General features: G+C 69.7%; 22 protein-coding genes. 16 read left to right on the top strand and 6 right to left on the bottom strand.

Annotation, left to right across the window (positions count from 1 at the left end):
* The first annotated feature begins 54 nt into the window (after positions 1-54).
* From JNUCC0626_RS36015 to JNUCC0626_RS36030, 4 genes are all read left to right on the top strand, one after another.
* Positions 55-840, top strand: a complete 786-nt coding sequence (locus JNUCC0626_RS36015) for a cytochrome c biogenesis CcdA family protein (protein WP_394622180.1) — start codon at positions 55-57, stop codon at positions 838-840.
* Positions 841-881: 41 nt separating this feature from the next.
* Positions 882-2,357: a cytochrome c biogenesis protein ResB gene (gene resB, locus JNUCC0626_RS36020; RefSeq protein ID WP_394622181.1), complete on the top strand. Its 1,476-nt coding sequence runs from the start codon at positions 882-884 to the stop codon at positions 2,355-2,357.
* Positions 2,357-3,274, top strand: a complete 918-nt coding sequence (ccsB, locus tag JNUCC0626_RS36025) for a c-type cytochrome biogenesis protein CcsB (protein ID WP_394615183.1) — start codon at positions 2,357-2,359, stop codon at positions 3,272-3,274. The genes resB and ccsB overlap by 1 nt, the downstream gene beginning before the upstream one ends.
* Positions 3,275-3,377: 103 nt before the next feature.
* Positions 3,378-4,715 (top strand): MinD/ParA family ATP-binding protein, encoded by a 1,338-nt coding sequence (locus tag JNUCC0626_RS36030; RefSeq protein ID WP_394615184.1) that lies wholly within the window; start codon positions 3,378-3,380, stop codon positions 4,713-4,715.
* 76 nt (positions 4,716-4,791) lie between these two features.
* On the opposite strand, the gene JNUCC0626_RS36035 is transcribed toward JNUCC0626_RS36030, so the two are convergent.
* Both JNUCC0626_RS36035 and JNUCC0626_RS36040 read right to left on the bottom strand, forming a co-directional pair.
* A complete protein-coding gene (locus JNUCC0626_RS36035) occupies positions 4,792-4,959 on the bottom strand; it encodes a hypothetical protein (RefSeq protein WP_086667950.1) in 168 nt (55 codons plus the stop codon).
* A 57-nt stretch (positions 4,960-5,016) separates the two neighbouring features.
* Positions 5,017-5,223: a BldC family transcriptional regulator gene (locus JNUCC0626_RS36040; protein WP_089915625.1), complete on the bottom strand. Its 207-nt coding sequence runs from the start codon at positions 5,221-5,223 to the stop codon at positions 5,017-5,019.
* A 222-nt stretch (positions 5,224-5,445) separates the two neighbouring features.
* Between JNUCC0626_RS36040 and JNUCC0626_RS36045 the strand changes: the two genes are divergently transcribed.
* From JNUCC0626_RS36045 to JNUCC0626_RS36085, 9 genes are read left to right on the top strand one after another with little or no spacing between them, the layout of a single operon-like run.
* A complete protein-coding gene (locus JNUCC0626_RS36045; RefSeq protein WP_394615185.1) occupies positions 5,446-5,910 on the top strand; it encodes an Lrp/AsnC family transcriptional regulator in 465 nt (154 codons plus the stop codon).
* Positions 5,911-5,914: 4 nt separating this feature from the next.
* On the top strand, positions 5,915-6,184 hold the full coding sequence (locus tag JNUCC0626_RS36050; protein ID WP_394615186.1) for a DUF4229 domain-containing protein: 270 nt from the start codon (positions 5,915-5,917) through the stop codon (positions 6,182-6,184).
* Between the two features lie 28 nt (positions 6,185-6,212).
* A complete protein-coding gene (locus JNUCC0626_RS36055) occupies positions 6,213-7,301 on the top strand; it encodes a PLP-dependent cysteine synthase family protein (protein ID WP_394615187.1) in 1,089 nt (362 codons plus the stop codon).
* A gap of 55 nt (positions 7,302-7,356) precedes the next feature.
* The gene (locus JNUCC0626_RS36060; RefSeq protein ID WP_394615188.1) at positions 7,357-7,662 is read left to right on the top strand and encodes a hypothetical protein; all 306 of its coding nucleotides are present in this window, start codon (positions 7,357-7,359) and stop codon (positions 7,660-7,662) included.
* A complete protein-coding gene (locus JNUCC0626_RS36065; protein WP_394615189.1) occupies positions 7,659-10,916 on the top strand; it encodes a hypothetical protein in 3,258 nt (1,085 codons plus the stop codon). Before JNUCC0626_RS36060 ends, JNUCC0626_RS36065 begins: the two co-directional genes overlap by 4 nt.
* Complete coding sequence (locus JNUCC0626_RS36070; RefSeq protein ID WP_394615190.1) at positions 10,916-11,335, top strand: hypothetical protein; 420 nt, start codon at positions 10,916-10,918, stop codon at positions 11,333-11,335. The genes JNUCC0626_RS36065 and JNUCC0626_RS36070 overlap by 1 nt, the downstream gene beginning before the upstream one ends.
* Positions 11,332-12,306 carry a hypothetical protein gene (locus tag JNUCC0626_RS36075; protein ID WP_394615191.1) on the top strand — a complete coding sequence of 325 codons (975 nt, stop codon included), beginning with the start codon at positions 11,332-11,334 and terminating at the stop codon, positions 12,304-12,306. Before JNUCC0626_RS36070 ends, JNUCC0626_RS36075 begins: the two co-directional genes overlap by 4 nt.
* A 4-nt stretch (positions 12,307-12,310) precedes the next feature.
* The gene (locus JNUCC0626_RS36080; protein ID WP_394615192.1) at positions 12,311-12,760 is read left to right on the top strand and encodes a hypothetical protein; all 450 of its coding nucleotides are present in this window, start codon (positions 12,311-12,313) and stop codon (positions 12,758-12,760) included.
* The gene (locus JNUCC0626_RS36085; protein ID WP_394615193.1) at positions 12,760-13,161 is read left to right on the top strand and encodes a hypothetical protein; all 402 of its coding nucleotides are present in this window, start codon (positions 12,760-12,762) and stop codon (positions 13,159-13,161) included. Before JNUCC0626_RS36080 ends, JNUCC0626_RS36085 begins: the two co-directional genes overlap by 1 nt.
* 24 nt (positions 13,162-13,185) lie before the next feature.
* Here JNUCC0626_RS36085 and JNUCC0626_RS36090 read toward each other — a convergent pair whose 3' ends face one another.
* The 4 genes from JNUCC0626_RS36090 to JNUCC0626_RS36105 form a co-directional block, all read right to left on the bottom strand.
* Positions 13,186-14,058 carry a 1,4-dihydroxy-2-naphthoate polyprenyltransferase gene (locus JNUCC0626_RS36090; RefSeq protein WP_394615194.1) on the bottom strand — a complete coding sequence of 291 codons (873 nt, stop codon included), beginning with the start codon at positions 14,056-14,058 and terminating at the stop codon, positions 13,186-13,188.
* A 62-nt stretch (positions 14,059-14,120) separates the two neighbouring features.
* The gene (locus tag JNUCC0626_RS36095) at positions 14,121-15,233 is read right to left on the bottom strand and encodes a hypothetical protein (RefSeq protein ID WP_394615195.1); all 1,113 of its coding nucleotides are present in this window, start codon (positions 15,231-15,233) and stop codon (positions 14,121-14,123) included.
* A 77-nt stretch (positions 15,234-15,310) separates the two neighbouring features.
* Positions 15,311-16,342 (bottom strand): o-succinylbenzoate--CoA ligase, encoded by a 1,032-nt coding sequence (gene menE / locus JNUCC0626_RS36100; RefSeq protein ID WP_394615196.1) that lies wholly within the window; start codon positions 16,340-16,342, stop codon positions 15,311-15,313.
* Between the two features lie 22 nt (positions 16,343-16,364).
* Positions 16,365-17,267 carry a 1,4-dihydroxy-2-naphthoyl-CoA synthase gene (locus tag JNUCC0626_RS36105; protein ID WP_394615197.1) on the bottom strand — a complete coding sequence of 301 codons (903 nt, stop codon included), beginning with the start codon at positions 17,265-17,267 and terminating at the stop codon, positions 16,365-16,367.
* 72 nt (positions 17,268-17,339) lie between these two features.
* Here JNUCC0626_RS36105 and menD point away from each other — a divergent pair, with 72 nt between their 5' ends.
* Genes menD through JNUCC0626_RS36120 form a run of 3 tightly spaced genes read left to right on the top strand, consistent with a single transcriptional unit; the run spans position 17,340 to position 21,258 of the window.
* The gene (gene menD / locus JNUCC0626_RS36110) at positions 17,340-18,911 is read left to right on the top strand and encodes a 2-succinyl-5-enolpyruvyl-6-hydroxy-3-cyclohexene-1-carboxylic-acid synthase (protein WP_394615198.1); all 1,572 of its coding nucleotides are present in this window, start codon (positions 17,340-17,342) and stop codon (positions 18,909-18,911) included.
* A 54-nt stretch (positions 18,912-18,965) separates the two neighbouring features.
* Positions 18,966-20,468, top strand: coding sequence for a M1 family metallopeptidase (locus tag JNUCC0626_RS36115; protein WP_394615199.1), 1,503 nt, complete (start codon positions 18,966-18,968; stop codon positions 20,466-20,468).
* Between the two features lie 40 nt (positions 20,469-20,508).
* A complete protein-coding gene (locus JNUCC0626_RS36120; RefSeq protein WP_394615200.1) occupies positions 20,509-21,258 on the top strand; it encodes an SDR family NAD(P)-dependent oxidoreductase in 750 nt (249 codons plus the stop codon).
* Positions 21,259-21,272: the final 14 nt, after the last annotated feature.

Consider the following 21,272-nt stretch of genomic DNA (forward strand, 5'->3'; position numbering starts at 1 on the left):
AAAGGAACCTGAAAACGGACGCCGGTCGTCACGTGATCTGGGCAACTACCTACTCTGAACTCCGTGAACCCCACCGATCTGGCGATCTCCGGGCCGTTGCTGCTGGCCACCGGGGTCGCTCTGCTCGCGGGCTTTATCTCCTTCGCGTCCCCCTGCGTCGTCCCGCTCGTCCCCGGCTACCTCGCCTACCTGGCCGGCCTGGTCGGCGCGGAAGCCCCGAGGGTCGAGGCGAACGAGCCGGCGAAGCAAGGCCGATGGCGGGTCGCCGGCGCGAGTCTGCTGTTCGTCGCCGGGTTCACCGTCGTGTTCGCGCTGGCCTCGATGGCCATCCTCGGCGCGTCCGACGCCCTGTTCCTCAACGCTGATCTGTTCCAGCGCATCGGCGGGGTCGTCACGATCCTCATGGGACTCGTGTTCCTCGGCCTGGTTCCGGCGCTGCAGAAGGACGTGCGGTTCCACACCAAGCCCAGGGCCGGGCTCCTCGGGGCGCCGGTGCTCGGGGCCGTGTTCGCGCTCGGGTGGACGCCGTGCCTCGGGCCGACGCTCGCCGGGGTGCTGGCCGTGGCGCGCAGCACGGAGATCGGATCGTCGACGGCGCGCGGGGCCGTGCTGGTGCTCGCGTACTGCCTCGGGCTCGGGTTGCCGTTCGTGGTGCTCGCGCTCGGCGCGCGGTGGGCGTTGGGCGTGACCAAGTGGCTGCGCACGCACGCCCGGCAGGTGCAGATCTTCGGTGGCGTCTTGCTGATCCTGGTCGGGATCGCGCTCGTCACCGGGCTGTGGGGCGAGTTCGTCGGGTGGCTGCGCTACTCGTTCGTCGACGTCGTGAGGCTGCCGCTCTAGTGATCGCCTTCCTCCGCAACACGTGGCGCGGCCTCACCTCGATGAGGACCGCGCTGACCCTGCTGTTCCTGCTCGCGCTCGCGGCGATGCCCGGCGCGTTGCTGCCGCAGCGGTCGTTGAACAGCTCCAAGGTCAACGAGTACGTCGCCGAGCACGGCTGGTGGGGCGAGCTGCTGCTCAAGCTCGGGTTCTTCGAGGTGTACGGCACGCCCTGGTTCGCCGCGATCTACCTGCTGCTGTTCACGTCCCTCGTCGGGTGCCTGCTGCCCCGCACGTGGGAGTACTTCAAGCAGATGCGCGCGAAGCCGGTGCTGACGCCGCGCAACCTCTCGCGCATGCCGCACCACGTGCAGGCCGAGCTCGACATCACGCCGGACGAGGCGATCGGCAAGGCGCGCAAGGCTTTGCGCGGCTGGCGGATGGAGACGGGCGAGGACACCGTCAGCGCCGAACGCGGGTTCCTGCGCGAGACCGGCAACCTTGTCTTCCACTTCGCGCTGCTGGGCCTGCTGGTGTCGTTCGCGCTGGGCAAGATGTTCAGCTACGAGGGCCAGGTCATCGTCCAGGCCGACGGCGGCCAGTTCTGCAACGGCGGCATCTTCAACTACGACACGTTCCGGCCCGGTCTGCGCATCGACGGCACCGACCTCACGCCGTTCTGCGTCGAGATCGGCAAGTTCTCCGCCGAGTACCTCGAGAACGGCCAGCCCGTCGGCTTCCAGGCCGACATCCGCTACCAGTCCGGCGACGACCTCGCGGCGAACGCGTGGAAGCCGTACACGCTCCAGGTCAACCACCCGCTGCGCACCGAGGGCGACCGCGTCTACCTGCTCGGCCACGGCTACACGCCGACGTTCACGGTGACGTTCCCCAACGGCGAGAAGCGCACGCAGGGCATCCAGTGGCTGCCGAGCGACCAGATCACGCTGGCCTCCGAGGGCGCCACCAAGTTCGACCCGCCGGGCATCACCGACTCCGAGACGCGCCGCAAGAACCAGATCGCGGTCACCGGACTGCTGGCGCCCACGCCGTTGCTGCACGGCAACATCCTGAACTCGAAGTTCCCGGCCCTGAACAACCCGATGGTCGCCGTCGACGTGTACCGCGGTGACCTCGGCGTGGACGACGGCCGCGGCCAGTCCATCTTCTCGATCGACATGAAGATGGTCGACCAGGGCCGGTTGGCCAAGGTCGCGCGCAAGAACCTCGCGCTGGGCGAGGAGATCGCGCTCGACGACGGCACCAAGGTGCGCTTCGACGGCGTGAACGACTGGGTGTCGTTGCAGGTCTCGCACGACCCCACCCAGACGTACGTGCTCGCGTTCGCCATCCTGATCATCCTCGGCCTGGGGGTCTCGCTGACCGTCAAGCGCCGCAGGGTGTGGGTGCGTGCGACCCGCATCGAGGACGGGCGTACGTTGGTCGAGGTCGGTGGCCTCGCCCGCACTGACCAGGCCGGATACGGCGAGGAGTTCACGCGGCTCGCCCGCGCGGTTCTGAACGAGGAGAAGTCCTGATGCCGGTCAACGAGACACTGGCGACGTACAGCGACTGGCTGTACCGCAGCGCGCTGGGCATTTACCTCTTCGCGATCATGCTCTACGCGGTGGAGCAGGCCTTCACCCGCGCACCGCGCAAGGCGGAGGCGCTGGTCGGAGCCGGTGGCCCGACGATCCTCACCGACGAGCCGAAGAGCGAGCTCACCCGGTCCGAGCGGATCGGCCGCATGGGCGCCGCGCTGACGGTCCTGGGCGCCGTGCTGCACCTCGGGTCGCTGGTCATGCGCGGTCTGTCCGCCGGCCGGGCGCCCTGGGGCAACATGTACGAGTACATGTCGCTGCTGTGTCTCGCGGCCGTGGTGACGTGGATCGTGCTGATGGTGAAGTTCCCGATCCGCCGCCTCGGCGCGTTCGTGCTCACGCCGATCCTCGTGCTGTTGTTCCTCGGCGGCACGGTCCTGTACGCCGAGTCCGCGCCGGTCCAGCCCGCGTTGCGGTCGTATTGGCTGGTCATCCACGTCTCGGTGATCTCGATCTCGTCCGGCGTGCTGCTGATCCCGGGCGTGACGTCGATCCTCTACCTGCTCAAGGACCGCAAGTCCGACCGCTTCCCGAAGCTGCCGTCCGCCGACGTGCTCGACCGCATGTCGTACCGGACCACCGTGCTCGCGTTCCCGCTGTTCACGGCCGGGATCATCTGCGGCGCGATCTGGGCCGAGGCCGCGTGGGGCCGCTTCTGGGGCTGGGACCCGAAGGAGACGGTCGCGTTCGTCTCGTGGGTGGTCTACGCGGCGTATCTGCACGCGCGCGCGACGGCCGGCTGGCGTGGTCGCGGGGCCGCGTGGATCAACGTCGCGGGCTTCGCCCTGAACGTCTTCAACCTGTTCTTCATCAACTTGGTTACTACCGGGTTGCATTCGTACGCCGGTCTCTAACGAGTTAAGCCCCCAGGTCGATGGAACCGCTGACGGGTGCGTACCGTCGCAACCTGGGGGTCGGGGAAGTCTCGGTCTCTCTTGTTCAGGGAGGGCCACAGCGGTGACATGGCAGCAACCACCGGGTGAGGAACAGGGCTCCGGCCCGCAGCACGTCGGCGGCGGCCAGTCAGGCTCGCACCCGGTCCCCGACTACCAGGTGCCCGATCACGCCTCAGGCGCGTACCAGGTCCCCGAAGGCTCGTCCGGCCCTTACCCGGCACCCGGCTCTCAGTCCGGCGGTTACCAGGTCTCCGGCGGCCCGTCCGGCGCGTACCCGGCACCGGGTTCGCAGTCCGGCGGTTACCAGGTCTCCGGCGGCGCGTCTGGCCCGTACCCGGCACCGGGCTCGCAGTCCGGCGGCCACCAGGTGGGCGGCGGCCAGTCCGGTCCCCACTCCACCGGCGGCGGCAGCACGGCCCAGTACGGCCACTTCGCCGGACAGCAGTACCCGAACAACTTCCCGCAGCAGCAGTACCGCTCGCAGGCCGAGCAGGTGTCGTCGCAACAGCTGATCAAGAAGGAGAAGCGCCCGCCGTCGTCGGGCTGGCGCAAGTCGCTGCACTCGGTCACCGGCGGCATGATCAACCTGGGCGAGAGCCCCGCTGACGTGCGCCGACGTGAACTGATCGCGCGGATCAACCAGCCGCTGCGCGGGTGCTACAAGATCGCGATGCTGTCCCTCAAGGGCGGCGTCGGCAAGACCACGACGACCACGACGCTGGGTTCGACGTTCTCGTCGCTGCGCGGCGACAGGGTGATCGCGGTCGACGCGAACCCGGACCGCGGCACGCTCGCGTTGAAGATCCCGCGCGAGACCACCGCGACCGTGCGGCACCTGCTGCGCGACGCCCCGAAGATCACGAAGTACAGCGACGTGCGCGCGTACACCTCGCAGTCGCCCGCACGGCTCGAAGTGCTCGCTTCCGAGCAGGACCCGTCCGTGTCGGAGGCGTTCAGCGAAGAGGACTACCGGCGCACGGTCGACCTGCTCGAGCACTTCTACAACATCGTGCTCACCGACTGCGGCACCGGCCTGATGCACTCCGCGATGAAGGGCGTGCTCGACGAGGCCGACTCGCTGGTGCTCGTGTCGTCCGGCTCGGTCGACGGCGCGCAGACCTCAGCGGCCACCCTCGACTGGCTCGAGGCGCACGGCTACCGCGACCTGGTCGCGAAGTCCGTGTGCGTGATCAACTCGGTGCGCCCGAAGTCGGGCAAGGTCGACCTCGACAAGCTCGCCGCCCACTTCCAGCAGCGGTGCCGTGCCGTGGTCCGCCTGCCGTTCGACGAGCACCTCGAAGAGGGCGCCGAGATCGCGCTGGACCAGCTCGCGCCGGAGACCCGCCTGGCCCTGCTGGAACTCGCTGCCGTCGTGGCAGACGACTTCCCGCACGCCTGAGCGGTACTGCTTCGGTACTGCTACGGACGACCGACAGTGGCGGAAAGGGGTCCTGTGATCAGGGCCCCTTTTCCGTTCACTCGTCGCGCTTGCGCTGCTCGTCGAGCTTGCGCAGGAACTCCGGGTCGTCGTCCGGTGCGATCACCTTGCGGCCTGGGGTGTACTCCGAGTGCTGCGGGGCGAACGCTCGCCACACGAGCACAGCCACGGTGAGCGCACCGATCACCGCCAGCAGGTAGATCATCGTGTCGCCACCTCCCTTTGCCACGAGATTACCCGCGGCACAGGGATTACTACGGTTTCAGTGGCGGACGGGTTCAGTTGCCTCGGTCGTCAGCTCCGACAGGAGCTGCTTCACCTCGGTCTCACGGAACCTGCGATGTCCTCCAGGGGTGCGAATCGAGCCGATGCGACCTGCGGTGGCCCATCGGGTCACGGTCTTCGGGTCGACCCGGAACAGATTGGCGACTTCCCCAGGCGTCAAGAGCCGCTCGGTGGCTGCAGTCACTCGTCCTCCTCAGATCAGACGTTCCGGTCTGATCGTGGCATCTGACCCATCGGGTACTCGAACGCTTGTTTTTTGGTAAAGAGGTAGTAATGGGACGAGGGGTGCGAACCGGACACGGCGTCAGCGGCCGCTCCGCCTCGGACAACGCCGCTACCAGCGCGAACTCGCTGCCCGTGTGACCGGGGCAACCCGCACACGTGCGCGAGGCATAGGGTGTCGCGGGTGGATGCTCTTGATCGACAGATCATCGCCGCACTGCGCGCCAACGGTCGTGCCACCTACGCCGACCTCGGACGGCAGGTGGGCCTCTCCGCCTCCGCCGTGCACGAGCGGGTCGGCAAGCTCGAGTCGAGCGGCGTGATCGTCGGCTATCACGCGGTCGTGGACCCCAGCGCGGTCGGCCTGGGCGTCACCGCCCTGATCGGCATCCACCCCACCGACATCGCCGACGACAACGAGGTCGCGGTCGCGTTGGGCGAGCTCCACGAGGTCGAGTCCTGCTACCGGGTGGCGGGCGACGAGTCGTTCATCGTCAAGGTCAGGGTCTCGACGGTCGACGACCTGGAGCGCGCGCTCGGGCGGTTGCGGCGCATCCCCGGTGTGGCTCGCACGCGCACGACCGTGGTGCTCTCCACAAGGTTCGAGGGGCGCCCGAACACCGGCGACGAAGACGGCGACGTAACCTGAACGGGTGCTCGCTCGTGATGTGACCCTCTACGTCCTCGCCCGCCTCGGCCTGGTCGCGGTGGTGACCGGCGCGCTTCTGTTGTTCAAGGTTCCTTTGCTGCCCGCCCTCGCCGTCGGCGTGGTCGTGGCGCTGCCGGCGTCGTTGTTCATCTTCAAGACCCTTCGGCAGCGCGTGGCTGTGGGCCTGAACACGCACCAGCAGACCCGCAAGGCGGAGCGCGACAAGCTCCGTTCGGAACTGCGTGGTGACGAAGGTCCTCTCACCCGGGCATAGGGCCTTTGCGCCGTTATCGTCCCTGGTTGTGAGTACCTCCGTTGACCGTGTTTGCAGCCGGACCAGGCACTGGGTGTGCGAGGCCGTCGGGATCATCGAGGCGGACGCGAACCGTTCCGCCGACACGCACCTGCTGCGGTACCCGTTGCCCCTCGAATGGGGCATCGACCTCTACCTGAAGGACGAGTCGACGCACCCCACGGGGTCGTTGAAGCACCGGCTCGCCCGGTCGCTGTTCCTCTACGCGATCTGCAACGGCTGGATCACCGGTGGCACGCCCGTGATCGAGGCCTCGTCGGGGTCCACGGCGGTGTCGGAGGCGTACTTCGCGCGGCTGCTCGGGTTGCCGTTCATCGCGGTCATGCCCCGGTCGACGTCGGCGGAGAAGGTCGCGCTGATCGAACGCCAGGGCGGCAAGTGCCACTTCATCGACGAGCCGTCGGCGTTGTACGACGAGTCGCGCCGCCTCGCCGCCGAGCTCGGCGGCCACTTCATGGACCAGTTCACGCACGCCGAGCGCGCGACGGACTGGCGGGGCAACAACAACATCGCCGAGTCGATCTTCGAGCAGATGCGGCTGGAGCCGTCGCCGGAGCCCGACTGGATCGTCGTCGGTGCCGGTACGGGCGGCACGTCGGCCACGATCGGCCGGTACATCCACTACCAGAAGCTGAACACGCGCCTGGCCGTCGTGGACCCGGAGCACTCGGTGTTCTTCGACGCCTGGCGGGACGGCAACCCCGACCTGGTGGCGACGCGCGGGTCCGGCATCGAGGGGATCGGGCGGCCGCGCGTCGAGCCGTCGTTCATCGCGGCCGTGATCGACCGGATGATCAAGGTGCCGGACGCGTCGTCGGTCGCGACGATCCGGTACGTCGAGGACCTGCTCGGGCGCCGCGTCGGTGGATCTACCGGCACGAACCTCTGGGGAGCGTTCCAGATCGTCGCCGAGATGAGGCAGTCGCGGGCGCGCGGGAGCGTTGTCACCCTGCTGTGCGACGGCGGGGAGCGTTACGCGAACACCTATTACGACGACACATGGGTAGCTGCTCAGGGCATGCACCTCGATCCGTGCCTTGAACGTCTGGACAACTTCCACCGCACGGGGAACTGGTGACGAGAGCTGTGCGTCACAGCGTGACCTGAGCACCTGAGTCCGCAGGGGGGACGCTGTGTCGTCGCTGTACACCGACGCGGCCGAGTTGCGCGCGTACGCCGAGTACCTGCGCACCGAAGCGCAAGAGTTCGACACGATCCGCAAGTACGTCCACGCCACGGCGTGCGACAAGGCGGGCTTCACCGGCCTGCTGACGTTGCTCCAGCCGGGCGTGGACATCGTGCGGGCGTTGTTCGACGAGACGCTCGACTTCGGCAAGTCCAAGCTCGAGGGCGCCGCCTCGGCGGTGGACGCGACGGCCAAGACGTACGACGACATCGACGCCATCCAGCGCCGCATCCTCGACGGGCTGCTGAAGTGAGCACCGCGTACCACGACCCGCGTCCCGTCGCGGCGTCCCTGAAGCAGCCCGACGTCGACACGGCGTCCCTGAACGACGTCCTGCGCGACCAGGGCTGGGGCGTCCAGGCCGTCAACTGGGTCTTCGAGGCCGTGACGGGCGAGTCGCTGGTCTCCACGATCATCACGCCGATCACCGGCGACTGGTCGAAGATCCGCGCGGACGGCGACGCCTGGCGCATGGTCGGCAACGCCATGAACGACGTCTCGTACAACCTGACCGACGCCGTGGGCAAGGTCCGCGGCCACTGGGACGGCGACGCAGCCCGCGCCCACGAGAAGTACATCGCCCTGGGCTGGAAGGCGGGCCTGCTGGCCGAGATGGGCGTCGCCCAGCTCATCGCCAAGGGCTTCGACACGGTCGCTTCGGGCGCCGAAGCCCTCGGCAAGCAGGCCGCGCGCCTGCTGGACTACCTGGTCAACAAGCTCCTGGAGGCCGCCGCCACCGTCTGGATCCCGGTGGCGGGCTGGATCAAGGCCGCCGAGATGGTCTGGAACGCCTACCAGATCTACCGCCGCGTCATGGACATCATCGACACGGTCCAAAAACTCATCGCCGACGTGAAGGCTCTCTTCGACGCCGTCGGCCGAGTCTTCTCCGCGATCGGCAAGCTGAAGGACGCCGACTCCCTGGCCGAGGCGATGAACGCCACGCAGGAGGTTGCCGAGGCGGGCCGCGACGTCCGCAACGCCGTCCGCGACATCAGCGACGACGCCGCCTCCATCAAGGACTCGGTGACCGAGATCGCCGACCGGGGCCGCGACGTGGGCGAGAGGGCCCGCGAGATCTACACCCCACCCGGCGGCACCGACGAGACCAAACCAGCCGCCGTCTCCGCCGTGGCCCCAGGAGGAGCCCCGGCAGCCGCCCCACCAACCCTTCCGCACGCCCCGGACACCCCGGCCACCACCCACGCCGCCACCACGACGGGCCCAGCAGCCGCAGCCCCACCGACCCTGGGCGGCGGAGGCGGCGCCTCGCCAGGCGGCACCCCGATCCCGTCAGGCGCCTCAGGCTCCTCGGGCGGCGGCGGTGGCGTCCCGCAAGGCGGCCACGGCCCAGCCCCCCGACTGGACAACACCCACGCGGCAGCAGCGGCCCCCGCCGCAGCCCCACCGGCGCCCCACCAAACCCCGATGGGCGGCGCCATGCCCATGGGCGCCCCGATGGCGCCAGGAGCAGGCGGCGGCGACCAAACCCGAAGCTCGGGCTCGCGCCCAGGAGCAGGCGGCGTGCCGGCGTTCCCGAGCGCAGGGGCCCCGACCGGCACCCCCAAGCCCTCGGGCCTGCCCACCCCACCCGGCCACGGAGCGGGCCTCCCGACCCCGCCCACCACGCCGAGCACGCCAGGCACGCGTCCGAGCGGCTCCGGCCTGCCGACGCCTGCGGGCACCGGCACACACGGAAGCCCGAGCTCGCACCCGACGCCGGGTTCGCACCAGACCCCGGGCTCGCACCCATCGCCGAGCGGTTCGGGCGGCCTGCCCACGCCTCCGGGAACGCATCCGAGTCCGGGTGGTTCGGGAAGCGGCTTGCCGACGCCTCCTGGATCGCACGGCGGTTCGGGCTTGCCGACCCCGCCCGGAACGCACGGCGGTTCAGGCTTGCCCACGCCGCCTGAAACGCACGGCGGCTCCGGCCTGCCCACCCCGCCCAGCCACGGCTCCGGCTTGCCCACGCCACCCGGCCACAGCTCGGGCCTGCCCACGCCGCCGGACCACCCGACCGCGAGCACGGGCACCGCAACGGCACCGTCCCCGACCAACACGGGCGGCGGCCTGCCTTCGCCTCCGGGACACCCGTCCCCGAGCACGGACCACCCGACGCCGTCCGGCACCACGCCGCACGACCCGTCGACCCCGCGCCCGCACGACACCACTCCCACGGGCTCGCACGACCCCAAGCCCCACGACACCACCCCGAGCGACCCCGGCACCAAGCCGCACGACACGTCCGGCCAGCCGCACACCGCCGACCCGAAGCCCCACGACAGCGACACGAAGCCGCACGACGGCGCCCCCAAGCCCCACGACGCCGATCCCACGCCTCACAACGCTGACCCCAAGCCTCACGACGCGGACCCGAAGCCTCACGACGCCGACGCGAAGCCTCACGACGCCGACGCGAAGCCTCACGACAATGACGCGAAGCCTCACGACGCGGACCCGAAGCCTCACGACAGCGACGCGAAGCCCCAGGACGCCGACCCCAAGCCGCACGACACCGACACCAGCGGCGCCGACGACTCCAAGCCCCACGACACCCACCCCGACACCGACCCCACCCCGCCCCAGCCGGACCACGACTCCACCCCGGACCCGAAGCCGCAAGACCACACCGGCACCCCCGACCACACCACCGACGGAAACGGCAGCGGCGACGGCGACGGTGGCACCCCGCCGCCTCCCTCCGGCCCCGACCTCAAGGGCCACTTCGACGCCGCCGCCATGTCCGCGCAAGGCCAGGGCTACCAGCACCAGCTGGAGCAGATCCTGCCCAACCAGGCCGACCGCGACCGCTACGTCGAGCTGAGCCAGCGGCTGTCCACCAACCTGACCGCAGACGAGGCCCAGCACGTGGCCGACGTCCGCAACCAGATCAAGGTCGACACCGGCGACATCGTCACCAAGGCCCTCAACCCGGGCGCCGTCAGCACCTATCTGCCCGACCAGCCGCACGCGGCCGGCAGCAAGCAGGAGAACTGGCAGAACCAGATGGGTGGCTCGATCGCCCGCGGTCAGGACGTGGTCGGCGTCAACACGCCGCAGGGCCTCCGAGATGGCCTGGCGCTCGACGACAAGGGCCAAGGCTGGACCCCGATCCCGCAGGGCGCGCAGCAAGCAATGCAGCTCAGGTACGAGATCACCGACCAGAACCAGGGCGCGCACAACGTGCCGTTCGGCGGCCCGAAGAAGGACGTGCCGGACTTCACCCAGCCCGGGCCGTACGGTGCGAACGAGTACCAGAGCCCGCAGGAGAAGCAGCACTACGAGCAGTCGCAGCAGCAGATGGCGGCGGCCGGCGGCACGACGAAGACGTACGACGGGTACGACCCGTTCACCGGCACGGGCTCGACGATGGGTGGCATGCCGGAGTGGCGGGTCGACGGCGGCACTCCGTTGCCGGATCGTGCCGAGATCTGGCAGGTGAACGCGGACGGAACTGAGAAACTGCACGCCGTGTACGACCGCAAGTTCGGCTGGACGAAGCTCTGATGACCCACTACTCCCAGGAGATGGCCGAGTACCGCGGCGAGACGTTCTTCGCCGGCGCCGAGGACGCGACCAACGTCTGGCTGCGCAAGATCCCCGGCCAGACGTACGCGAACAACGAGGGCTTCCAGACGTACGGCAACCGCGAGCTCAAGACGGTGCCAGCGGAGGACCTCGAAGCCTGGTACCAAGAGACGTGTACGGCGACGTGGCGCGGGCAGCCGTTCAACGTCGTCCACACCCACAACGGCAAAGCGGAAGCCGGGTACGCGGGCGGCGAGTACGTGTGGGCCCAGCAGAACGGGCTCGAAGGCGACCAGTACAACGGTTTCACGGCCACGCTCAGCACCGGCGAGCTGGCGAACGTGCAGGTCGTCCGCACCGACTTCCTGAAGCGGTGGAAGGAGAAGCACCAGGTATGAGCACCCCGCAGGCAGTGCGCAAGGCGGCAGGCATCGGGCCGGAGACGATCCTGCAGAAGATCGTCCACCCCGCGGTCGCGCAGCTCTACCTGGGCAACGTCGTGGTGCCCGGCAAGTTTGAACCGCACCGCGCGGCCGGGTTCGTGACGCGTGGGCAGGACTTCCCGCAGGGCACGAGCGACCAGTTCGCCGAGGCGTTCGGCGTCGACAAGGTCGCGGACTGGCCGAGGGGCACGCAGTACCTGTTGCGCTTCCTGGCCCACACCACCGAACTCTTCGACACGAGCTTCGGCGGTCCCACGTTCGAAGGCGCGCAGAAGATGGGCACCACGCGCGTGTACCCGGTCCCGTTCACCGGCACCGGGTACACGCCGAGCGCGAACCCCATCCCCGAGTACGTCATGGACCTCGCCGAACTCCCCGCGGGCACGGAACTCTGGCGCTTCGACCCGGACGGCAGCGGGCGCAGCGTCGGCAAGTACGTCCACCGCCAGACGGGCTGGATCCCCACGGGTGACGTCGGCTTCGGGCCCGGAAGGTATTGGCAGGCCCCGATTCCGCACCGCCCGACCGTCCGTCGTGGACTGATCGGCCGGTATCGCGGCCAGGACTTCGACATCGACTTCGGCCCCACCCCCGGCGGCGTCCTGCTGCACCCGCTCGTGGGCCAGTCGGCGCCGGAGGACTTCAACCAGGACGGCTACCTGGAGGTCCCGGACGCGCTCGTGGAGGACCTCCAGCTGGTTCGCACGATCTGCACGTACCGGGGCGCGGAGTTCGAGATCATCGGTGTCCTGGGCGACCAGGCCGTGCTGCACTTCCTCGGTGAGAACTACGAGGTGGCGCAGGAACTCGGACTGTCCGAAGTGGACTTCCGGCAGTGGCGCACGACGGCCCAGCGCGCCGAGGTGAGCGACATCCGCGGTGACGCGAGGCCGATCCGGCGCGGCCTCTTCGGCAGGGAGAACTGAGAGCATGACCACCCCGAACGACAGCTGGAAGTCCCCGGAGCTGCGCGCCGCCGAGGCGCAGGTCGACGCGCGCTTCAAGGAGGCGCAGGACCTCGCGAACCGCCTCAAGGACACGCCGCTGCCGCCCGTCCCGCCGGTCGACTTCAAGGCCATCGCGCAACAGGTCGAACGGGCCGCGCAGGAGAAGGACGCGCCCGAGCAGCTCAAGGCCCTGAAGCGCAAGGTCGACGCGGGCGAGTTCACCTGGGAGGACGTCGTCTCCGGCAAGGCCGCGCAGGACCCGGACGTCCAGGCCGCGCAGCAGGAGAACGTCAAGAAGATGAAGCAGGCGTTCCAGATGCTCCAGGAGGGCCTGACCCCCGACGAGATCATGAACGCCCAGGACCCGCGCCGGAACCGGGGTGACGACGGCGACGAGAACGCCCCCGACATCTTCACGGAGGACAAGTGGTGATGACGGCCTGGCGGACACCGGACATCCAGGCGGCAGAGGACTTCCTGACCAACGCCGTCGCCGAGGCGGACCGCGCGATGCGCACCGCCCAGCAGGGCCTCAGGGGCAAGGAACCGTCCACTGAGGACATCCGCAGGGTCATGCAGTTCGCCAAGTCCGGCGACGCGTCACCGGCCATGCGTCAGCTCGCCGACCGCATCGCCAGGGGAGCTGGCCTGAGCTGGCGTCAGGTCCTCACCGGCGAGGCGAGCCACGACCCGTTGGTGCGCCAGGCACTCGAGGCCGACCGCGCGAAACTCGACGAGCTGATCGTCGGCGAGGCCGCCCCGCCGCCACCGCCGCGCAAGCCCAAGCCGCGCGACGACGACGAGCCGATCCAGTTCACCGAAGACGCCTGGTAGTTCCCCGAAACGCCGGGCAGAGCTCTAGTCGAGCACGAGCCCGACGCTGACCAGGACGGCCCACGCGAGCATCGCGATCCCGGTGAACTGGAGCACCGGGATCAGGTCCCGCCCACCCCGGCCGGCCGCCACCCGGCGCACGGCGGGCAGCAACACGGGCGCCGCGAGGAACGCCAGCAGCGCGTACGGCACCCGCACGACCATCCCCAGTGCGATCAGGAACGGCACCGCGATCAACGCCAGGTAGAGCCGCCGGGTGTCCTTGTCGCCCAGCACGACGGCCAGGGTCCGCTTGCCCGACACGGCGTCGGTCGGGATGTCGCGCAGGTTGTTCGCCACCAGCACGGCGGCCGAGATCGACCCCATCGCGATGGACGCCCCGATGCCGATGCCGGTGATCTCCCCGGTCTGCACGTACAACGTCCCGAGCACCGCGGCCGGTCCGAAGAACAGGAACACCGCGATCTCGCCGAGCCCCGCGTAGCCGTACGGCCGCTTGCCGCCCGTGTAGAACCACGCCCCGGCGATGCACACCGCGCCGAACGCGAGCAGCCACCAGTGCCCGGACATCGCGACGAGGGCCACGCCGGCCAGCGCGCCGACGCCGAGCGCGATGAACGCCGCCAGCCGCACCTTCGCGGGCTCGGCCGCACCCGACCCGGTGAGCCGGAACGGCCCCACCCGGTTGTCGTCGGTGCCGCGGATGCCGTCGGAGTAGTCGTTCGCGTAGTTCACGCCGACCTGGAACGCCACCGAGACGATCAGCGCGAGCACCGTGTACAGCGCGTTGAACTCGTCGATGTGGTGCGCCGCGGCACCGCCCACGACCACCGGGGCGATCGAGTTCGGCAGCGTGCGCGGGCGGGTCCCCTGGATCCACTGGACGACTGAGGCCATGCCTCCATCCTCCGGTATGGCTCCTGAGGACCCGCCGAAGGGGTGTATCAGCAGCCGACGTATCAGCAGGCAGGTGCGCCGGACACGCCCGCCACGTACGCCTTGGCGACGTGCTTGCCGGACGCGATGCGGTACCAGACGTTCGACGTGCCCTGCGTGCCCGACACCGACTCACCGGTGAGCTGGCAGGTCACCCTGACCTGGGCGTAGTTCGCGGCCAGACCCACCTGCGAGGACGAGGAGTTCGCGCCGCTGCGGACGTTCACCGTGCCGTTGGCCGCCGAGGTGCGCACCGTCCCGAGAGGACCGGAGCCGGTCCACAGGTACGTCACGGTCACCCAGGCGTTGTTGGTGAGCTTGAGGCCGTCCCAGAACGTGCCGTCGGCGAGGTCGATGCCGGCCGGGTTCGCGGGCTTGCGGCCGAACTCGTCCTTGCCGCCGTTGTAGCCGTCCTCGTACGCGGCCTGCGCCTCGGGCTTGCCCTGCGGCAGGTCCTTCCACATCTGCCGGGTCGCGGCCGGGTTCCAGTAGTCGTCCTTGGTGTTCCACGGGCCGACGTCCCACACGGGCGCCCACTCACAACGGCCGTTCGACGCGCACACCTGCACGCTGTAGTTGCCGGAGTTCTTGTTGGCCAGCCCACGACGGGACGGCAACGCCACGAAGTGGTCGCGCGAGACGATCTTGTGGCCGTTCGCCGTGGTGCCGCCGACAAGGCCCTCGCGCGTCGCGTACACGCGGTACGCACGTCCAGCAGCAGCAACGGAAACGTCGTCGGCGGCCACGGTCGCCGGAGCCTGCGACGCCGTCAGCTTCACGCGGGAAGCCTTGCCGCTGCTCAGAACCACGCGCGTCTCGATCGTGGACGTGGTCACCGGCAGCACCACCGGCTGGGTCGCCGACGCCTCCAGCCACTCGGTCCACTGCCCGTCCGCACGCAGACCGCGCACGTCGACGACGCCGTCGCCGGTCACCGCCGCCGTGACCGCGTTGGCGGGCTGAGCGAGTCTGTGCGTGCCGAGCGGGATCAGGCCCGTGCTCGGGGAACCGCCCCACGTGACCTCGCGGCCGCTGACGTCAGCGGTCCACTCGTTCGACGCGGGTGCCGCCTGGGCGGGTGACGCCAGCCCGGCCACCAAAGCGGCGCCGGCGACCAGCGGTAACAGGTAGCGCATGAAGAAACCCCCATCGCTAACGCGCACGGCCTGGGTCCGTGCGCTTCGCGGCGAGGGTTGTCCTCAGCGGTAAAGGTTCACCTAAAAGTGGCGGCTACCGCGGTCCGATCGACTTTGCCGGGCCCGCGCAACGGCAGTTCGTGCACGAACCGCACCAGCTTCGGCGCGGCCGCCCGGCCCACGGCCTCGGTCACCGCCGCCTTCAACTCCTCGACGGACGGCTCGACCCCGCGCGTCACGACAGCGGCGGCCACCACGGCACCCCACTCGTCGTCAGGCACGCCCACGACGCACGCCTCCAGCACGCCCTCGACGGTCGCCAGGGCCCGTTCCACCAGCACCGGAGGCACCTTCTCGCCGCCGGTGACGATCACGTCGTCCGCCCGCCCGAGCACCTCCAGGCGTCCGTCGCGCAGCCGCCCGAGGTCCCCGGTCCGGAACCACTCGCCGAACGGCTCGGCGCTGCCGCGGTATCCCAGCGCCAGCGTCGGCCCGCTGATCTCGATCACGTCGTCGGTGCGCACCGACACCCCGCGCAACGGTTCGCCGTCGTACACGCACCCGCCGGCGGTCTCGCTCATGCCGTACGTCGTGACGACCTGCACGCCCAGAGCGCGCGCCTGCTGCAACAACTTCGGCGGCGTCGCGGCCCCGCCGATCAGCACGCCGTCGAACTGCCGCAGCGCCTCCAGCCCCGGCCCCTCGGTCACGACGAGCCGCGAGAGCTGCGTCGGCACCAGCGCCGTGTAGTGGCGGCCGGGCTGGGCCAGCACCGGCCGGGCGGCGTGCGCGAACCCCATCGCGCGGAAGCCGCCCGCCGGGTCGAGCACGCCGGGCGTGGTGCCGGCGACGATCGACCGCACCAGCACCTGGGCGCCCGCGATGTGGCCGACCGGCAACGCCAGCAGCCACGTGCCGGGCCCGCCGAGCCGCTCGTGGGTGGACTCCGCGGACGTCGTCAGGGCGTCCGCGTCGAGCAGCACGGTCTTGGGTTCGCCGGTCGACCCGGAGGTGGGCACGCCGAGCACGGCGCGCTTCTCCCAGCCGTCGAGCGGACCGTCGACCAGGGGTTCGCCGCCGGTCAGCGCCGCGCGCAGTTCGTCGAGCATGTGCACCTGCCTAGCCGGGGGCTCAGAAGTAGTACGGGTAGTTCGACCAGTCGGGGTCGCGCTTCTCCAGGAAGCTGTCGCGGCCCTCGACGGCCTCGTCGGTCATGTACGCGAGCCGGGTCGTCTCGCCGGCGAAGATCTGCTGGCCCACCAGGCCGTCGTCGATCAGGTTGAACGCGTACTTGAGCATCCGCTGAGCCGTCGGCGACTTGCCGTTGATCTCGCGCGCCCACTGCAACGCCGTCGTCTCGAGCTCGGCGTGCGGCACGACCTCGTTGACCGCGCCCATCTTGTACATGTCCTCGGCGGAGTACGTGCGGCCGAGGAAGAAGATCTCGCGGGCGAACTTCTGCCCGACCTGCCGCGCCAGGTACGCCGACCCGTAGCCGCCGTCGAACGAGCCGACGTCCGCGTCCGTCTGCTTGAACCTGGCGTGCTCGGCGCTCGCGATCGTGAGGTCGCACACGACGTGCAGGCTGTGCCCGCCACCCGCGGCCCACCCCGGCACGACCGCGATGACGACCTTGGGCATGAACCGGATCAGCCGCTGGCACTCCAGGATGTGCAACCGCCCCGCGCGCGCCGGGTCCACGCTCTCGGCCGTCTCACCGGAGGCGTACTGGTAGCCGCTGCGCCCACGAATCCGCTGGTCACCACCACTGCAGAAGGCCCAACCGCCGTCCTTGGGGCTCGGCCCGTTGCCGGTCAGCAGCACGCACCCGACGTCCGACGACATCCGCGCGTGGTCGAGCGCCCGGTACAGCTCGTCCACCGTGTGCGGCCGGAACGCGTTGCGCACCTCGGGCCGGTTGAACGCGATGCGGACCGTGCCCTGGTCGAGCGCGCGGTGGTAGGTGATGTCGGTGAAGTCGAAGCCCTCGATCGGCTTCCACAACGACGGGTCGAAGAGCTCCTGATCTGCCACGGTCCGAGACTCTAAGCGCCCGAGGCTGAGACCAGCGGGCGACCTCTCAGGTGTCCCGGTGACAATTGAGGGATGAACGGGTCAACTGCGCACGCGAGGGTGATCGTCGACGAGTTGGTGCGCAACGGCGTGCGGCACGTCGTGCTGTGCCCCGGCTCGCGCAACGCCCCGCTGTCGTTCGCGCTGCACCAGGCCGAGCAGAAGGGCCTGCTCACGGTGCACGTGCGGATCGACGAGCGCAGCGGTGGCTTCCTCGCGCTCGGCCTCGCCAAGACCGGCGAACCGGCGGTGGTGACGTGCACCAGCGGCACGGCCGTCGCGAACCTGCACCCGGCGGTCATCGAGGCGCAGCTGACGAACGTGCCGTTGATCGCGCTGACCGCCGACCGCCCGGTCGACCTGTACCGCACCGGCTCCAGCCAGACGATCAACCAGCACGACGTGCTCGGCATCCCCACGCTGCACATGCCGGAGGGCGCCGACGAGGCCGTGACCAGGTCGTTGATCTGCCGCGCGATCGCCACTGACGGCCCGTCGCACGTCAACGTGCCCTTCCGGCCGCCGCTCACGCCGTCCGACACCGCCTGGCCGGAGTCGAAGGAAGGCCCGTGGACGGAGACGGACCGCGCGTTCACCGTCGAGACGCGACCGGGAGATCTGCCCGCCCGCACGCTGGTGCTGCTCGGCGACGACCGGCCGGAACGGCTGCTCAAGGCGTCGCAGCTCGGCTGGCCGGTGATCGCCGAACCGACCGCGCCCGGCGGGCTGCGGCACGGGTCGTTGCTGCTCAACGCGGGCCTGCCGGAGCACCTGCGGCCCGACGCCGTGCTGGTCGTCGGCCGCGTCACCCTGTCGAGGGGGCAGCAGGCGTTGCTTGGAGCCACTCCAATCGTGCACGCGGTGGGGGACCAGGCTCAGTGGCCGGACGTCCAGTTCACCGCGACCCGCGCGTCGACGTGGCTGCCGGAACCGCGGGCGCTCGACGGTGAGTGGCTTCAGACGTGGCAGAGCGCGGTGAAGAACGTCAGCGTGGCCGTCGACGACCTGCTCGACGCCGAGCCGTGGCCGACCGGCCTGCACGTCGCCCGTGACCTCACGCAGGCGATGCCGTCGGGATCGCTGCTGTTCGTGGGCTCGTCCAACCCGATCCGCGACGTCGACTTCGCGGGCGAGCGGCGGTCGGACGTCGCCGTGCACGCCAACCGGGGTGCGGCGGGCATCGATGGAAGCGTGTCCACGGCGATCGGGCTGGCGCTCAGGCACGACGGGCCGTCGTACGCGTTGATGGGCGACCTGACGTTCCTGCACGACAGCAACGGTCTGCTCGCCGACCGCCTGCCAGACCTCACGATCGTCGTGCTGAACGACGACGGCGGCGGCATCTTCTCGTTGCTGGAACAGGGTGCTCCGGAGTACGACGCGAGTTTCGAGAGGATTTTCGGCACGCCGCACGGGACTGATCTGACCGCTTTGTGCGCGGGCTACCGAATTCCGCACTCCACTGTGGACGGTCAGGAGGAGTTCCGTAGCGCGATTGCGCCGACGAAGGGCCTCCAAGTGGTCGAAGTGCAGGCGAAACGTGACGAACTGCGCGCGCTGCACCAACGTCTCAAGTCGACGGTGTCAACGATTTTCAGCAGGTAGGAAACCTACGGAAGTCGGTGGCTCGTCCAAGATCGTCTGGATAGCGTCCGCCGCATGTCGATCAGAACCAAGGCGACGGCCGCGGTGGCGTCCGCGGCCGCGATGACGCTCTTCGCGGGGACGGCGCTGGCGGCGTCTCCGGGTGCTCCTGGTGCCGGTGACCCGTACTTCCCGACCTACGGCAACGGCGGGTACGACGTCTCCCACTACGACATCAGGCTCAACTACAACCCGAACGGCGACCAGCTGTCCGGCACCACGACGATCCTGGCGAAGGCCACCCAGGACCTGACGCAGTTCAACCTCGACTTCCTGCTCAAGGTGAAGTCGGTGCGGGTCAACAACGTGCCGTCGTCGTTCGTCTCCGACGACGGCGAGCTCACGCTCACCCCGCGAGGTGGCGTCCGCAAGGGCCAGGACCTCACGATCGTCGTCACGTACGCCGACAGCCCGTCGACCGTGAAGGACCGCAACGGGTTCACGGCGTGGACGAAGACCCCCGACGGCGCGCTGGCCATCGGTGAGCCGGAGATCGCCTCCTGGTGGTTCCCGTCCAACGACCACCCGACCGACAAGGCCACCTTCGACGTCAACGTCGCCGTGCCGAACGGCGTCGAGGCCATCTCGAACGGCACGTTCGTCGGCCAGACCCGCCAGATCAACGGCTACACCCGCTGGAACTGGCGCAGCACCAAGCCGCAGGCCACCTACCTGACGTTCCTCACGATCGGCCAGTTCGAGATCCGCCAGGCCACGGCGCCGAACGGCCAGCCCGTCGTGAACGCCTACTCCGAGCGCCTCGGCGAGAACGGCGACGCGGCCAAGGCCAGCGTCGAGCGCACGCCAGAGGTCGTCGAGTTCCTCGCGGAGAACTTCGGCCCGTACCCGTTCGAGGCGCAGGGCGGCGTCGTCACCCCGAACCTCGGCTACGCGCTCGAGAACCAGACCCGCTCGACCTACGACACGGCCTTCTTCCGCCGCGGCGCCAACACCTACGTCGTCGCACACGAGAACGCCCACCAGTGGTTCGGCGACTCCGTGTCGGTGCACCACTGGCGCGACATCTGGCTGAACGAGGGCTTCGCCTCCTACGCGGAGTTCCTGTGGTCCGAGCACGTCGGTGAGGGCACGGCCCAGGAGAACGCCGACTTCGTCTACGACTCGTACGCGGCCGACGACCCGTTCTGGAACGTGCTGCCCGGCGACCCCGGTGCCGCGAACGTGTTCGACGGCGCCGTCTACGACCGCGGCGCCCTCGCCGTGCACGCCCTGCGTGTGGCCGTCGGCGACGAGAAGTTCTTCGAGATCCTCAAGACCTGGGTCGCGGAGAAGACGTACTCCGACGCCACGGTCGAGGAGTTCATCGCCCTCGCCGAGCGCGTCTCCGGTCAGCAGCTGGACCAGCTCTTCCAGACCTGGCTCTTCACCAAGGGCAAGCCGGCCGAGGCCCCTGGCCGTTCTGCTGACGTGGCCGCGAAGTCCCTCTCGGTGCCGGTGGCCCCGAAGTCGCGCGCCAAGATCGACCTGACCCACCAGCTCCTGGACGCCCACAAGTAACCAGTTGGCCCGGACGCCCGGTGACGAGCACGATCAAGAGATGACCTCTCGTGTCGCACTCGTCACCGGCGCCGGCTCCGGAATCGGCGCCGGAACGGCCTCCGCCCTAGCCGCCCTGGGCCACCGCGTGGCCCTGCTCGACCGCTCCGACTCGGTGCACGCCGTCGCCTCCCAGATCAGGGAGTCCGGCGGCACCGCGCTGTCCGTGCTCGCCGACATCAGCGACCCGGACACCGTGACGTCGGCCGTGGACCAGGTGGTCGCCGAACTGGGCCCGGTCGAGATCCTGGTCAACAACGCCGGTTTCGCCCGCGACAACCACGTCCTCGACATGCCCCTGTCCGACTGGGACGACGTCGTGAACACCCACCTGCGCGGCAGCTTCTTGTTGCTCAAGGCCACCGCGCCGGCCATGAGCGCCGCGGGTTGGGGCCGGATCGTCAACATCTCCAGCATCTCCGCCCTGGTCGACAGCGACCGCGCCAACTACGTCGCCGCCAAGGCGGGCATCGAGGGCTTCACCCGCGCCACCGCCCTGGACCTCGCGCCACACGGCATCACCGTGAACGCCATCGGCCCCGGCGTGATCGTGACGGAGATGACCAAGCGTTCGGCCGAGCGCCGCAACCGCACCCTGGACGACCACGTCGAGGTGATGCGCCAGTCGATCCCGCGCGGGCGCGTCGGCACGCCCCATGACATCGCACGGGCCGTGTTGTTCTTCGCAGCGGAGGACGCGGACTACGTGACGGGCCAGGTCATCTACATCAGCGGCGGCCCGCACGGCTGAGCCGCTTTCGTGGC

Source organism: Lentzea sp. JNUCC 0626, assembly GCF_043632865.1.
Lineage (GTDB): Bacteria > Actinomycetota > Actinomycetes > Mycobacteriales > Pseudonocardiaceae > Lentzea.